The sequence below is a fragment of the Chryseobacterium sp. BGA-UO-ETr-SB22 genome (assembly GCF_059567885.1).
Genome location: NZ_JCAQOV010000004.1, coordinates 564,426 through 576,964, shown reverse-complemented (window position 1 = coordinate 576,964; position 12,539 = coordinate 564,426). Strand labels below are relative to the sequence as shown.

The 12,539-nt window shown below is 36.0% G+C and carries 15 protein-coding genes; 10 read left to right on the top strand and 5 right to left on the bottom strand.

Annotated features, from left to right (window positions below):
• Nucleotides 1–11: 11 nt before the first annotated feature.
• From AC57AW_RS06420 to AC57AW_RS06385, 8 genes are all read left to right on the top strand, one after another.
• A complete protein-coding gene (locus AC57AW_RS06420; protein WP_496351240.1) occupies nt 12–2,258 on the top strand; it encodes a TonB-dependent receptor in 2,247 nt (748 codons plus the stop codon).
• A gap of 50 nt (nt 2,259–2,308) precedes the next feature.
• Nucleotides 2,309–2,968 carry a hypothetical protein gene (locus AC57AW_RS06415; RefSeq protein ID WP_496351239.1) on the top strand — a complete coding sequence of 220 codons (660 nt, stop codon included), beginning with the start codon at nt 2,309–2,311 and terminating at the stop codon, nt 2,966–2,968.
• Nucleotides 2,969–3,114: 146 nt separating this feature from the next.
• Nucleotides 3,115–4,428, top strand: a complete 1,314-nt coding sequence (locus AC57AW_RS06410; RefSeq protein ID WP_496351238.1) for a 2TM domain-containing protein — start codon at nt 3,115–3,117, stop codon at nt 4,426–4,428.
• Between the two features lie 4 nt (nt 4,429–4,432).
• Nucleotides 4,433–4,738: a 2TM domain-containing protein gene (locus tag AC57AW_RS06405; protein ID WP_318847643.1), complete on the top strand. Its 306-nt coding sequence runs from the start codon at nt 4,433–4,435 to the stop codon at nt 4,736–4,738.
• Between the two features lie 53 nt (nt 4,739–4,791).
• Nucleotides 4,792–5,361, top strand: coding sequence for a methyltransferase family protein (locus AC57AW_RS06400; protein WP_496351237.1), 570 nt, complete (start codon nt 4,792–4,794; stop codon nt 5,359–5,361).
• A gap of 125 nt (nt 5,362–5,486) precedes the next feature.
• Nucleotides 5,487–5,783: a 2TM domain-containing protein gene (locus AC57AW_RS06395; protein ID WP_496351236.1), complete on the top strand. Its 297-nt coding sequence runs from the start codon at nt 5,487–5,489 to the stop codon at nt 5,781–5,783.
• A gap of 31 nt (nt 5,784–5,814) precedes the next feature.
• Nucleotides 5,815–6,087, top strand: a complete 273-nt coding sequence (locus tag AC57AW_RS06390; RefSeq protein WP_318847640.1) for a 2TM domain-containing protein — start codon at nt 5,815–5,817, stop codon at nt 6,085–6,087.
• Nucleotides 6,088–6,146: 59 nt separating this feature from the next.
• The gene (locus AC57AW_RS06385) at nt 6,147–6,890 is read left to right on the top strand and encodes a LytR/AlgR family response regulator transcription factor (RefSeq protein WP_081996709.1); all 744 of its coding nucleotides are present in this window, start codon (nt 6,147–6,149) and stop codon (nt 6,888–6,890) included.
• A gap of 112 nt (nt 6,891–7,002) precedes the next feature.
• Here AC57AW_RS06385 and AC57AW_RS06380 read toward each other — a convergent pair whose 3' ends face one another.
• The 3 genes from AC57AW_RS06380 to AC57AW_RS06370 form a co-directional block, all read right to left on the bottom strand.
• Nucleotides 7,003–8,229 (bottom strand): DUF6051 family protein, encoded by a 1,227-nt coding sequence (locus AC57AW_RS06380; RefSeq protein WP_496351235.1) that lies wholly within the window; start codon nt 8,227–8,229, stop codon nt 7,003–7,005.
• A 161-nt stretch (nt 8,230–8,390) separates the two neighbouring features.
• Entirely contained in the window at nt 8,391–8,588 is a 198-nt protein-coding gene (locus AC57AW_RS06375) for a hypothetical protein (protein ID WP_496351234.1), read from the bottom strand.
• A gap of 89 nt (nt 8,589–8,677) precedes the next feature.
• Nucleotides 8,678–9,574 carry a hypothetical protein gene (locus tag AC57AW_RS06370; RefSeq protein WP_496351233.1) on the bottom strand — a complete coding sequence of 299 codons (897 nt, stop codon included), beginning with the start codon at nt 9,572–9,574 and terminating at the stop codon, nt 8,678–8,680.
• Nucleotides 9,575–9,712: 138 nt separating this feature from the next.
• On the opposite strand from AC57AW_RS06370, the gene AC57AW_RS06365 reads away from it, so the two are divergent.
• Nucleotides 9,713–10,438: a glycine-rich domain-containing protein gene (locus AC57AW_RS06365; protein WP_496351232.1), complete on the top strand. Its 726-nt coding sequence runs from the start codon at nt 9,713–9,715 to the stop codon at nt 10,436–10,438.
• A 13-nt stretch (nt 10,439–10,451) separates the two neighbouring features.
• Entirely contained in the window at nt 10,452–10,802 is a 351-nt protein-coding gene (locus tag AC57AW_RS06360) for a hypothetical protein (RefSeq protein ID WP_496351231.1), read from the top strand.
• Nucleotides 10,803–10,873: 71 nt separating this feature from the next.
• On the opposite strand, the gene AC57AW_RS06355 is transcribed toward AC57AW_RS06360, so the two are convergent.
• Together AC57AW_RS06355 and mnmA are read right to left on the bottom strand one after the other, a co-directional pair.
• Complete coding sequence (locus AC57AW_RS06355; protein WP_318847633.1) at nt 10,874–11,074, bottom strand: hypothetical protein; 201 nt, start codon at nt 11,072–11,074, stop codon at nt 10,874–10,876.
• Nucleotides 11,075–11,220: 146 nt separating this feature from the next.
• Nucleotides 11,221–12,408: a tRNA 2-thiouridine(34) synthase MnmA gene (gene mnmA / locus AC57AW_RS06350; protein WP_496351230.1), complete on the bottom strand. Its 1,188-nt coding sequence runs from the start codon at nt 12,406–12,408 to the stop codon at nt 11,221–11,223.
• Nucleotides 12,409–12,539: the final 131 nt, after the last annotated feature.

Sequence of the window (12,539 nt, the reverse complement as noted above, 5' to 3'; positions counted from 1 at the left end):
AAACAATAAAAATGAAAACTCAAGGACAAAACATACTGTTTCTTATTTTCCTGATTGCTTCCATAATGGGGTATTCACAGGTGAAGATCTCAGGAAAAGTTTCCTTTAAAAACAAAGGAGTAAGTGAAGTAAACGTCACTCTGAAAGACACCTATGATGGCACAACGACAGATGCCCAGGGTAATTTTTCTTTTGAAACTTCGGAAAAAGGAAATCATACAATCACATTTACCCATCCGAAATATGAGAATGTGGAAAGAACAGTTTCCATTGAAAATCAGGAAATTTCTTTGAACGTTGACCTTAAAGAACAGATCAGCGAAATTGATGCAGTAGTCGTTTCTGCAGGCTCTATTGAAGCAAGCGATAAGAAAAGAGCAACAGCACTGCTTTCCCCAATTGATATTTATACCACTGCAGGAGCAGACGGGCAGATTTCTTCAGCCTTGACTTACCTTCCGGGAGTACAGAAAGTAGGGGGAACTGAAGGGCTGTTCATCCGTGGAGGGACAGGTACGGAATCTAAAATTTTTATGGATGGAAGTCTTATCAATAATTATTTTTCTAATTCTGTTCCGGGAATTGCAGGGAGAGATCAGTTCAATACTTCTCTTTTCAAAGGAAATATATTTTCGAGCGGCGGTTATTCTGCGCTGTACGGACAGGCTCTTTCAGGCGCTTTGATGCTGGAAAGTGTTGATCTGCCGGATGAAAGTTCTTACAGTTTAGGAATTTCACCTATTTTCCTGAGCGCTGGATTTCAGAAACTTGGAGACAATAAAAACTATTCTTATGGAGCTACAGCCGGGTATTCTCTTCTAACTTTGATGCAGAAAGCCTTGAATTTTAATACCGATTTTATTGAAGCTCCACAAGGTCTTAATGGAGATCTGAATTTCAGATTTAAAACAAAGTCAGGAGGCTTTTTCAAATATTACGGAATGTTCAACACCAATAAAATGGGAGTAAGATCAGAAAGCCTTGAGCCCGGATATGATTTCAGTCTGGTAAAGCTTAACGGTAAAAATACATTTCATAACCTCTCTTTTAAACAGAAATTTGGAAAATACCTTTTGAATGTAGGAGGTTCATACTCTTACAACAGATCCGATCTTCATTTTTCTACAGAAACCAATGATATTGAATCCAACAGGAATCAGCTTCTTACAGATGGGAACTATTTAAATTTCAAAGCTGTTCTTGAAAGAAAAATCAACAAAATCAGTGCTCTGAGAGGAGGATTTGAGTTGAATAATACGGATGAAAACCTGAACTTTGAAGCAGTGCAGAAGCATTATAAAGATTTGATCTCTTCCGCTTTTCTTGAAACAGATCTGGGATTTAGCAATGCTTTATCAGCGAAAATAGGAGTAAGGGCTGAGCATTCTTCCTTTTTAGGAAAGAGTAATATTGCCCCCCGTTTTGCCATTGCATACCGTTTGGCAAAAGACTGGACGACTTCCTTAGCCTATGGTCTTTTCTATCAGAATCCTGAAAGTAAATACATCAATGGCCCTGCAGATCTTGGTTTCCAGCAGTCTCAGCATTATATTTTTCAGGTTCAGAGAGCTTCGGAAGGGAGAACGCTGCGTTTTGAAGCATTTTATAAAAAATATGACCAGCTGATTAAAACATTTAATGTTAACCAGAATAAAGAGCAAAATCAACAGACTCAGTCCGCATTAAATAATAGTGGATACGGCTATGCAAAAGGGGTAGAATTTTTCTGGAGAGACAATAAAAAAACGTTTGAAAATATTGATTACTGGATCAGTTACTCCTATCTGGATTCCAAAAGAGATTTTCTTAATTATCCGGTCAGCCTGCAGCCAAGTTTTGCCGCTGAACACACCCTTTCTGCAGTGGCAAAAAGATTTATTCCGGAATGGAAGCTTGGGGTAAACTTATCATATACCTATGCAAAGGGACGTCCTTATTACGACATTGCCTCTACTTTTGAAAATGGAAAAGCAGTGAATTATACAAGAAATGAAGGGAGATTAAAAGATTATAATGCTTTGAATTTCAGTATCAATTATCTTCCTAATATCGGTAAAAAAGATGCGAAAGCTTTTCCGGTATTTGTATTGAGCGTCAGCAATATTTTAGGGTCAAAAAATGTATATGGCTATAATTTCTCTTCGGACGGATCCAGAAGTTCTGCTGTGGTGCCACCTGTCAATACTTTTGTGTTCATAGGAGCATTTATAAGCTTTGGAGTAGATAAAACGGATGATGCCATCAACAATAATTTATAAAAAACATATCTTAGGACAAACAAATAGACTAACTTTTAAAATTTAATATTATGAAAAAATACCTTTTAAGCTTTGCTTTAGCTTTTGTGAGCTTAATAGCTTTTGCACAGGCAGATTACGACAAAATAATGGCCGAAAAAATAGGAAGAATTGAAGCCTGCAAAACAGCAGAGGATTTCCAGACTCTGGCCAATGATTTCCAGAGAATTGGGAGTAAGGAAAGCACAAAATGGCTTCCGGCATACTATGCGGCATTTTCTTATATCCAGAAAGGAAGAACCTTGATGAGAGACGGAAAAATGCAGGAACTGGATGCTATCGCAGATCAGGCTGAAAAACAGCTTTCAATGGCACAGAACCTTGCCGGAGCAGATAATGCAGAAATTCACCTGTTGAGAAAAATGTCTTATTCCCTGAGAATGATGGTAAATCCGGCACAACGTTATATGACTGATGGTGCCAGAGCTGCTGAAGAACTTACTGCTGCAGAAAAATTAGAGCCGGCAAATCCAAGAATCGCCCTTATCAAAGCAGAGGATGTTTATTTTACTCCTGAACAGTATGGAGGCAGCAAAACCAAAGGATTGGAAATGTTCAAAGATACACAGGCAAAATTTAAGGCCTACAAACCTAAAACAGCTTTAGATCCTAACTGGGGAAAAGGAGAAGCCGATTATTTCCTTAGCCTTCCTGCAGAAAAAGCAAAATAGATCTCCCGATCTACTTTTCGCATAGCAATCAACCTTCATTCGTGAAGGTTTTTTTAATACCGTTCAGGGAAGAAAATCAGCCCTTCGGTAAGAATTAATTTTTGATACCTTTAATAAAAACTAATTTTGAGTCAATAAAGCAGATCATGAAACGTAAATACTTTAGAATATTACTTTGGACGTCATTAGGAACCACATTGTTTTTCTTTTTGTTTTTTAATAATGAAAAGACTTTGCAGAATTTTCTGATCACACTGCTTCTTTCTACCATGTATTCTTTTGTACTGGGATTTGGAAACGGATTCATCAATGAATTCCTGAATAAGAAATTCCCCTGGTCAGAAACAACGCGTACAAGAGCGGTCTTAAGTATTGTTTCCATCATCATCGGGAACTTTATTCTGGTCTATTTCTGTAATTATATGAACTATGTTGTGATTCAGAAAACGGCTACCATACAAGAGTTCTTCTCTGCAAAATATGGAGTAACCAATTGGTTTATGATCAATATTGCTCTTCTGATTTCTGCTTTCCTTCATGCAAAAAGCTTCATGGAAGAACTGAAAAAGACTTCCAGAAAAGAAGTGGTAGAGCAGAAGCTTATTGCCAAATCAGCAAATGCACAGTTTGAAAGCTTAAAGAATCAGCTGGATCCTCATTTTCTTTTCAATTCTCTGAATGTTTTAAGTTCACTGATCGATGAAAATCCACGCCAGGCTCAGAAGTTTACTGCTTCAATGTCAAAGATTTATCGCTATGTACTTGAACAGAAAGATAAAGAACTGGTAACAGTGGAAGATGAAATAGAATTTGCAAAAACCTATTGTGACCTTTTGAAAACAAGGTTTGAAAGCAGTGTAGATTTTACTTTTGATGTTGCCAAAGAAGACTACCAGAAATATGTTGTTCCACTGTCTTTGCAGCTGCTGTTGGAAAACTGTATCAAGCATAATTTCGCGACATCATCAAAACCTTTGACCATTAGAATTTTTTCAGACGGAAACACACTTTGCATTGAAAACAACTTACAGGTAAGAGAGCAGATTAAAGAAAGTTCAGGAATTGGTCTTTCAAATATCGTACAGCGTTATTCTCTGCTTACCGATCGAAATGTCTTCATAGAAAAATCTGAAGATCATTTTAAAGTAAAACTACCAATGCTTTTGGCTAAGCCGCATATTTCCAGTGCAAAACCTGAAGATGATTCTGTAGCTTACAAGCGTGCGCAAAAGAGGGTAAAAGAAATTAAAGGATTCTATATGAATCTTATTTCTTACTGCACCGTATGCTCCTTTTTAATCTTTATCAATCTTTTTACAAGCAGCAGAAATCATTGGTTTTGGTTTCCGGTACTGGGATGGGGAATTGGGGTTGCTTCCCATGCTTTTCAGGTGTTTGGAGTAGGAGAATCATGGCAGGAAAAGAAGATTCGTGAAATTATGAACAAACAAAAAAAATAAAGCGATGGAAAGATTTGACGAAAATGATATTGAATACCAACGTGCAAGAAGACAGGTAGAAAGATTAAGAGGATTTTACGGGCATTTATTCGCCTATATCGCAGTGAACGCAATGATTGTTGTGTATAATTGTATGAACCTGAAACCTGGTGAAAGTTATTTTCAGTTTAAAAACTTTTTTACAGCCACTTTCTGGGGAATAGGACTTGCAGCACACGCTCTCACTGTTTTTTTACCCCGAGTTAATTTTATCAGGAAATGGGAAGATAAGAAAGTTAAAGAACTGATGAATAAACAGAAAGATCAGTAAAGGAATTACCAATTTTTAATCAAAACACTTTTAACCTTAAAAACTAATTATAAATGAACACTTTATCAACTTTGTTCTACATTTCAATGGGAGCTTGGTTTGTCACTGAATTTCTTTACAAAAACATGCTGAAATCCAGTAAAGAGGATCAAAAGAACAAAGATAAATCAACCTTGAATATTCTATGGCTTGCCATCCCTTTTTCTATAATGAGTTCGATATTCATATCTTATAATACTCATTTTATGATTGTTGATGGAAGCTGGATTCTTTATCTTGGAGAGCTTTTTATTTTTATCGGGATTATTTTCAGATACATGATCATCAGATCATTGGGGAAATATTTTACGGTAGATGTTACCATCAGACAGGATCATAAAATCAAAAAGGAAGGATTTTATAAATACCTGAGACATCCTTCTTACGCCTTCTCTCTGCTCACCTCTCTTGGGCTTGGTTTGTATCTGAATAACTGGCTGTCATTAGTCTTTGCTTTTGTACCTCCGTTTTTAGCTTTTGTCTACAGGATTAAGATCGAAGAGCAGGCCTTGATAGAACAGTTCGGGGATGAATATCTTGAATACAGAAAAAGTACAAAGAAACTGATCCCGTTTATCTATTAATTACCCCTTTTTACGATTCGGATAGCATAATATACCATTCGGTAATATAAAATTGATTTGAAGCCTTTTCCTGACCTACCTTTGATTCAAGAAAAAAACAAATTAACCTTTTAAAACAAAATATTATGGAAATTTTACCAAATAAAGAGACCATTGCTTACAGAAAAGCTTCAAGAAGAGTAAAAGAATTAAAAGAGTTTTATGGAAACCTTACTTCTTATTGTATCATTATTCCATTTTTAGCACTATTGAACCTTATGACAGCTCCCGGGCACTTATGGTTTTTTTGGCCGGCGCTGGGTTGGGGAATAGGACTTGCGTTTCATGCAATAAGTGTATTTGGAATTGGAAAAAACTGGGAAGAAAAAAAAATAAAAGAACTGATGGAGAAAGATGAAAAAGGGAAAATAAAAACATTCTAAACAATAATCATAACTAAAAAATTATACGATCATGGACTACGAAACTGCTTCTACAAGAACAAACAGCATTAGAAAATTCTATAAAAGCCTTTTTATATTTGCGATTTTTGCTGCTCTTATCATTCCTGATGATATTTTTGGCGAAAAGATTAATTTTCGATTGTTTGACAGATATACGATCCTTGCAATCTGGGGATTCATTATTCTTATAAAAGCCGCAAAACTATTTCTTTTTGATTCCGAATGGGAAAGGAATATGATTGAAAAGGAGCTTGAAAAAGAGAAAAAGCCAATAAAATATTAAAATATGTCCGCTTTTATCTAACTTTATTTCCTAAAATCTAAAACCAAAATTAAAGCTCAATGATCAAAACTGTCATTATAGAAGATGAAAAACCTGCTTCAAGGAAATTAGAACGTATGCTGAGCAATTTTCCTGAAATTGAGATTGTTGCGAAAATAGAATCAGTAGAAGAAGGAGTGGCCTGGTTTTCTGAAAATGAACATCCGCAACTGATCTTTTCTGATATTGTTTTAGGTGACGGGCTGTCTTTCGATATCTTTGAAAAAATTCCGACAAAAGGATTCATCATCTATACCACAGCTTTTGATCAGTATACTTTGAAAGCGTTTAAGCTGAACAGCATTGATTATCTTTTAAAACCCATTCTTGATGAAGATCTGGAAGGAGCGGTGGAGAAGTTTAAATCTTTTATTCCTGCCAATGATACCAATGGCTCTCAGGATATCAAGCAGCTGATCAGAAAAGAGAAATCTACACTGTCCAGGGTTCTGGTAAAAATAGGGTATAACCTTAAAATTATCCAGACTCAGGAAATAAGCTGTTTTTTCAGTGAAAATAAAATCGTCTATCTTCAGACGGAAGACCGGACCTATCCATCAGATTTTACGCTTGATGAGCTGGAAGATGTTCTGGATGAGAAAAAGTTTTTCCGCGTAAACAGACAGTTTATTGTAAGTTCAGATTATATTAAAAATATCCATACATCGCCTTACTATAAAGTGGATATGGAGTTTCAGCCTGAAGAAGAAATTACGGTAAGCAGAGACCGCGTCAAAGATTTCAAAGATTGGCTGGTCAGTTGATAAACAAGGAAGAATTTTAGCTTCCTCATCATACAAAAACAAACACCATGGATCTTATATTATTGATTTTTAAACTGTTCCTTTCCCTTTTTTATACCTGAAACAGGAATAATCAGGAGTTGTAAAAGTTACTTGCAGATTGTACAAACTGGTGAAAAGCTTCTGTAACTTCTTTCTTATGCTTGTGAGCAAGAGGAAACGGAACCATATGGGAATATTCATATGGGAAATCTCGGATTTCTACATCTACATTTATATTCCTGTAGCCTCCGCGTAAAGTATTCAATGCTTCCATTGGAGGGGCAACAGTGTCTTTTTCCAATACATACGCTTTTATCTGGGACTGTATTTGATGAATTCTTTCTTCCCTTTCCTTTTGAAAATAATTGTAGCGGAGCATTTTTTTGAACCAGCTTTCCTGCGGATGCAGATCTTCATTCTGATAATGTTTCAGACGGGTATCTGATTTAAAATCAGAGCTCAGGAGTTCAGTGAAGACAGACTGCATTTTAATGGTTGCCTGTGTATCCATGATGTATTTGGATATTGGAAACATCCGATCAATAGTCATTCCACCACAAAAACAGAAAACCTTAGACTGTGTAAAGTAATGGTTGGGATCTGCCATTTTAATAATCATTGAAAGAAAAGATCCAATAGAATATCCAAATAAATCCAGATCAGCTTCCGGGGAAATCCCTGTTATTTTATCGTTTTTAATGTCTTTTACTACTTCAGTAATGTCGGAATAAGTCTGCAGCCCGGACCAGAAAATCCTTTGCGGATGTGCTTCCAGCCTTGAACTTATTGCAGCATTTACATAGGAGAAATTCATGTTTTCCGGATATTTTTTCTTCCTGAAACGAACCACTTCCATCATGTGATGGCGGTCACTCCAGATAGGCTCTGCACGATCCATATGAAAAGCAATAGGAAACAGAATAATGGCTTTCTGTGTTCTTTGGGCCAGTTCATATGCCCATGGCAGATATTTGTCCCATTTCTTTTCATTCAGGCCATGAAAGAAAAAGATACATCCTTTAGCCGTTTCTATATCTGTGTTTTTCAGGATATAATAGGTAAATCTGTTATTGCATTCAATATCGAAATCCTTGATATCTACAGCGGGCTGACCGTAAAGCAGATAGCTTTTTTCGTTAATTTCAAGTGGTTGTCCATGTTTGCTGCAATGTTGATGTTCTGAGCCGTAAAGCAGATCAGAAACCTTCGATTCAAAAGGAACAGATTCAATGGTTACGTTCAACTCTTTTATTTCAACCCTTTCTTTTCCGGAATCAAAATGACTTTTCAAAACTTCATACAATTCATAATATTCCATAGCAAGACAATTGAGGGATTAGTATTTAGAACTATCAATTTAGATAATTATTGCAGTAATCTGTTGATTTTTAAGGGTTAAATGTATTCTTGGCATAAGACAAAATATACCCCGGAATAAGATTATTCCGGGGTAATAGATATATAAATTGATAAGGATGTTTATTCTTCTGTGTCAGCTTTTTTACCATATTTCTGTAGGGTAACTGCTGTAAGGACGATCATGATAAGACATAAGGTGAGATCAGCTTTTTCGGGATGAAAGATTTCCTGGTAGATATTATATCCTACAAGCATTGAGACGAAAAAGATAAGAGCGTTATTGGCGGACGCATATTGGTTTTTAATCGTTGTTTTCATAATGATGTTTTTTATTGTTATTTATCCAGTAAGTATGACAATTCAAAATACGTTACAACAATTTTATTTTTTTATTTCAGATTTGGTATCTATCTGTAATCAATCCTGTTAGATTCAGTGTCTTCAAGTTGTTTAAGAATGGATTCTGGAATTTCATCGCTGTCAATGGGTAAGCTGATAGAGTCTGAAATAAAGTTTTTTCTGTCTGCTTTCCGGAAGATTTCAAACAAGGCTATCGGTTCCTGATTGAAACTTATACAGGTGCTTATGAAGTGGATTTCGTGGAGTTTATAGTCCGGGTTCTTAAGCTTTTCTTTAATATCTTTTATTCTTGAAATAAAATGCCGCTGACGGATAAAAGTATTGCTGTTCATGATGATAAAAACATAGTCGGAATAAGCCGTTACTTTACCAAAATACTTATGCTTGTCGCCCCCGCTTCGTTCAATAAAATACTCACCGGTTGTCTCCGACTTATAAATTTCCATTGCTGAGCGCCATATGCGGTCTTCTTTTGCCATTAAAGGATTGTCAGGTAGATTTCTGTTATAAGAATACCAACAGCCCACTAAACGGTCTAAAAGAGTCGTATTCAGATTTACATTATTCATATCAATCCTCAGGTCATTAAAGTTGAACGATTCCGTAGTGGAATTGATGAAATCTATATAATTGGAGTAGCCCAGAACTTTTACAATAAGACTCAGTTTGGCGAGGTTGGGTCTGCTCAGAACTGCACTTTCATTCTGTCTGAATTTTTTCAGTTTATTGATAATCAGATGCTCATACAGGTAATTGGTTCCCAGAAGATCCGGATCTTTTTTAATTTCTTTCTCTGAATGATCACTGATAATGAGGTCGTTGAGTTCTGCGCTGATGTAAGACCATTCGGTTTTGGTGACATCTTCCCAATGATTTTTCTTCAAAAAATGACGGCTTAAGAAGTTCATGAGCTTCTCAAGATGCAGTATATCTTCCTTTTTCATCTGTTTATTTTTTATGGTCAGATTAATGTTAGTTTATAAGACTAATTTAAGATTTTAATCAAACCAAAAAAGACTTTTGAGAGATTTTTATATTTTAAAATCCATTGATATTTGAATAGAAAAACAAAATTTAAAACAATGGAAACAAGAATGTTATTAAAAGACGAATCTCTCTGGAACCGAATACAGGGATTTTCTCTGGATGCTCCCGGCGCAGCTTTTCCTTTTTCAAAAAAACTGGCAAAAGAAGAAAGCTGGAGCCTTGATTTTGCAAAAAAAGCAATTGAGGAATATAAAAAGTTTGTCTATCTCTGCTGTATTCTTCCCAACGGGGCTTCTCCCAGTGAAATAGTAGATAAAGTGTGGCATATGCATCTGATCTATACCCAGAATTATTGGGAAGAATTCTGTCCGAATATTTTAAAAAGAGTGCTTCATCATCATCCTTCTCAAGGTGGAAATACAGAGAGAGTGAAACATGAAAATTGGTTTGAGGATACAATGTCAGGTTACAGGAATGTATTTCAGCAGGAAGCACCTGAAGAAATCTGGAAAGGAGAGAGGAAAAAATCTAAACTAAGGATCTGGATGAGAAAAATGGCTTTTTTTGCTCCGATCTTTATTTTACTGCTGCTGTTCTCTTGTTCAGAAGGAGGTGGTTTCACTGGATTGCTGGTCACAGCAGTGGTTTTTGCCATTGTTTTTATTTTGGGAACAATAACATCAATCATAGGAGGAAGTGACGTTTCTGATCCTAATAGAAAAGATAAGCAAAGCAGTGATGGAGGAGGAGGAAGCTGTGGAGGATCCAGCTGCAGCGGAGGAAGTAGTTGTGGTGGCGGCTGCGGTGGTTGTGGTGGATAAAAAAACAATCAACATGAAAAAACTAATCATTCATTCAATTCCCACTGTAGTAAGCTTTATATGGCTTTTCGCAGTATGTCAGACATTCAATCCTCTTATTCTTAAAGGGCCTGATTTCCTGAAGTTTTATCTCATCCTGGTTCTCGGATTCTATGCTTCAATCTTTATTTTAAATTCTTTGAGGGAACCCCTTTCGAAAACTACATTTTATTTCACAGGCTTTATTTTTTTATTGGGAATTATAAAACTGATAAGAGGAATCATATTGGGAAAACCAGTAGGATTTCTGAGTATGATTTTAATTCTGGAATGTATTGTGGCAGTGTTTCTTATCATGAGCCATGTCAACAAGAAAACGAAGTAATTGTTTCATAAAAAACAAACCCGAAACAAAACTGTTCCGGGCTTTATAATAAGGTATTGAGATCAAATCTCTTACTTTTTTTCTTTTATGGGCTTGTAACCATATTTTCGAACCATAATGGAGGTGATCACCACTAAAATGAGACTGATGCCGATATTCGAGCTTTCCGGATGTACAATTGCCTGATAAAGGTTATACCCAAAAACAGCAGATACAACTGAGATCAGGATATTGTTTACATAAGCATATTGGTTTCTTGTCGTTGTTTTCATAGTAGTTTTTTTATTGTTATTTACTCAGTAAGTAAGACAACTTAAAAAACGTTACAGAAAAATTTAAAAAAATATTTTCTTTTAAAAAAACTTCAGCATCTTCAAATCCATACTCCGATATTTCCGAAACATGAACTTCGAATCCCTTACGCAATTACACCACTTCCGATAAGTTCCTCATCAATATACCATGAAGCAAACTGTCCTTCTGCAATAGCAGACTGAAGTTCATCAAACTCAATATATAATGCATTTTCAAACTGATACAGGGTTGCTTTCTGTAAAGACTGTCTGTATCTGAATCTGGACATTACTTCCATAGATTCACCATTCTGAAGTTTCATGTCTTCACGTACCCAATGCAATTCAGAATTATCAATTTTCAGTGCTTTTTTGTGAAGTCCAGGGAAGTGGCTTCCTTCTCCTACGAAAATGATATTGTTTTCCATCTCTCTGGAGACAATAAAACAGCTTTCTTTGTGCCCGCCTATTCCAAGGCCTTTGCTTTGTCCGATCGTAAAAAACTGGGCTCCCTGATGTTTCCCGATTACTTTTCCGTCAGATTTTTTATAATCGATTTTTCTTGATAAAAACTCAAGCTCTTCTTCTTTAGAAGCGAGTTCCGGTTTTTCTTCAGAAAATAAGGGTGAATCTTTAAAAATTTCTACGATTTCTCCTTCGTTAGGTTTTAATTGCTGCTGTAAAAACTGTGGCAGGCTTACTTTCCCGATAAAACATAATCCCTGAGAATCTTTTTTATCTGCAGTTACCAATCCGATCTCTTTTGCGATTTCTCTTACCTGAGGTTTTGTAAGTTCTCCGATAGGGAATAACGCTTTTGAAAGTTGATCCTGACTTAGCTGACAAAGGAAATAAGACTGGTCTTTATTGTTGTCTTTTCCGGCAAGAAGGTGGAAAATTTCTTTCCCGTTTTCATCAAAAGTAGAATCTACCCTTGCATAATGGCCTGTTGCCACCTTATCTGCTCCTAATGACATTGCGGTCTTCATAAAAACATCGAATTTTACTTCTCTGTTACACAATACATCCGGGTTGGGAGTTCTTCCTTTTTGATATTCTGCAAACATATAGTCCACAATACGTTCCTTGTAAAGGTCACTCATGTCTATCACCTGGAAAGGAATTCCAAGCTTCTGTGCCACCATAAGGGCATCATTACTGTCCTCAATCCAGGGACATTCATCTTCCAGAGTTACGGAAGCATCGTTCCAGTTTCTCATAAACAAAGCCACTACTTCATGGCCTTGCTGCTGCAGTAAATACGCTGCAACACTAGAATCTACACCTCCGGAGAGGCCTACTACTATTTTCATTGTATTTCAATTTTACGAAACTCTTAACGGGAGTTCTTAGTTTGATGCGGCAAAAATACAACTAAATATATTCGTAAAAAAACCATAATTTTAAACATTGATAAAAACGATAGTAGTACTAAATCCTATCA

Bases quoted from the DNA above. Each gene is read 5' to 3' on its own strand.
- AC57AW_RS06420 (WP_496351240.1), top strand. From the start codon at position 12: ATGAAAACTCAAGGACAAAACATACTGTTTCTTATTTTCCTGATTGCT.
- AC57AW_RS06415 (WP_496351239.1), top strand. From the start codon at position 2,309: ATGAAAAAATACCTTTTAAGCTTTGCTTTAGCTTTTGTGAGCTTAATA.
- AC57AW_RS06410 (WP_496351238.1), top strand. From the start codon at position 3,115: ATGAAACGTAAATACTTTAGAATATTACTTTGGACGTCATTAGGAACC.
- AC57AW_RS06405 (WP_318847643.1), top strand. From the start codon at position 4,433: ATGGAAAGATTTGACGAAAATGATATTGAATACCAACGTGCAAGAAGA.
- AC57AW_RS06400 (WP_496351237.1), top strand. From the start codon at position 4,792: ATGAACACTTTATCAACTTTGTTCTACATTTCAATGGGAGCTTGGTTT.
- AC57AW_RS06395 (WP_496351236.1), top strand. From the start codon at position 5,487: ATGGAAATTTTACCAAATAAAGAGACCATTGCTTACAGAAAAGCTTCA.
- AC57AW_RS06390 (WP_318847640.1), top strand. From the start codon at position 5,815: ATGGACTACGAAACTGCTTCTACAAGAACAAACAGCATTAGAAAATTC.
- AC57AW_RS06385 (WP_081996709.1), top strand. From the start codon at position 6,147: ATGATCAAAACTGTCATTATAGAAGATGAAAAACCTGCTTCAAGGAAA.
- AC57AW_RS06380 (WP_496351235.1), bottom strand. From the start codon at position 8,229: ATGGAATATTATGAATTGTATGAAGTTTTGAAAAGTCATTTTGATTCC.
- AC57AW_RS06375 (WP_496351234.1), bottom strand. From the start codon at position 8,588: ATGAAAACAACGATTAAAAACCAATATGCGTCCGCCAATAACGCTCTT.
- AC57AW_RS06370 (WP_496351233.1), bottom strand. From the start codon at position 9,574: ATGAAAAAGGAAGATATACTGCATCTTGAGAAGCTCATGAACTTCTTA.
- AC57AW_RS06365 (WP_496351232.1), top strand. From the start codon at position 9,713: ATGGAAACAAGAATGTTATTAAAAGACGAATCTCTCTGGAACCGAATA.
- AC57AW_RS06360 (WP_496351231.1), top strand. From the start codon at position 10,452: ATGAAAAAACTAATCATTCATTCAATTCCCACTGTAGTAAGCTTTATA.
- AC57AW_RS06355 (WP_318847633.1), bottom strand. From the start codon at position 11,074: ATGAAAACAACGACAAGAAACCAATATGCTTATGTAAACAATATCCTG.
- mnmA (WP_496351230.1), bottom strand. From the start codon at position 12,408: ATGAAAATAGTAGTAGGCCTCTCCGGAGGTGTAGATTCTAGTGTTGCA.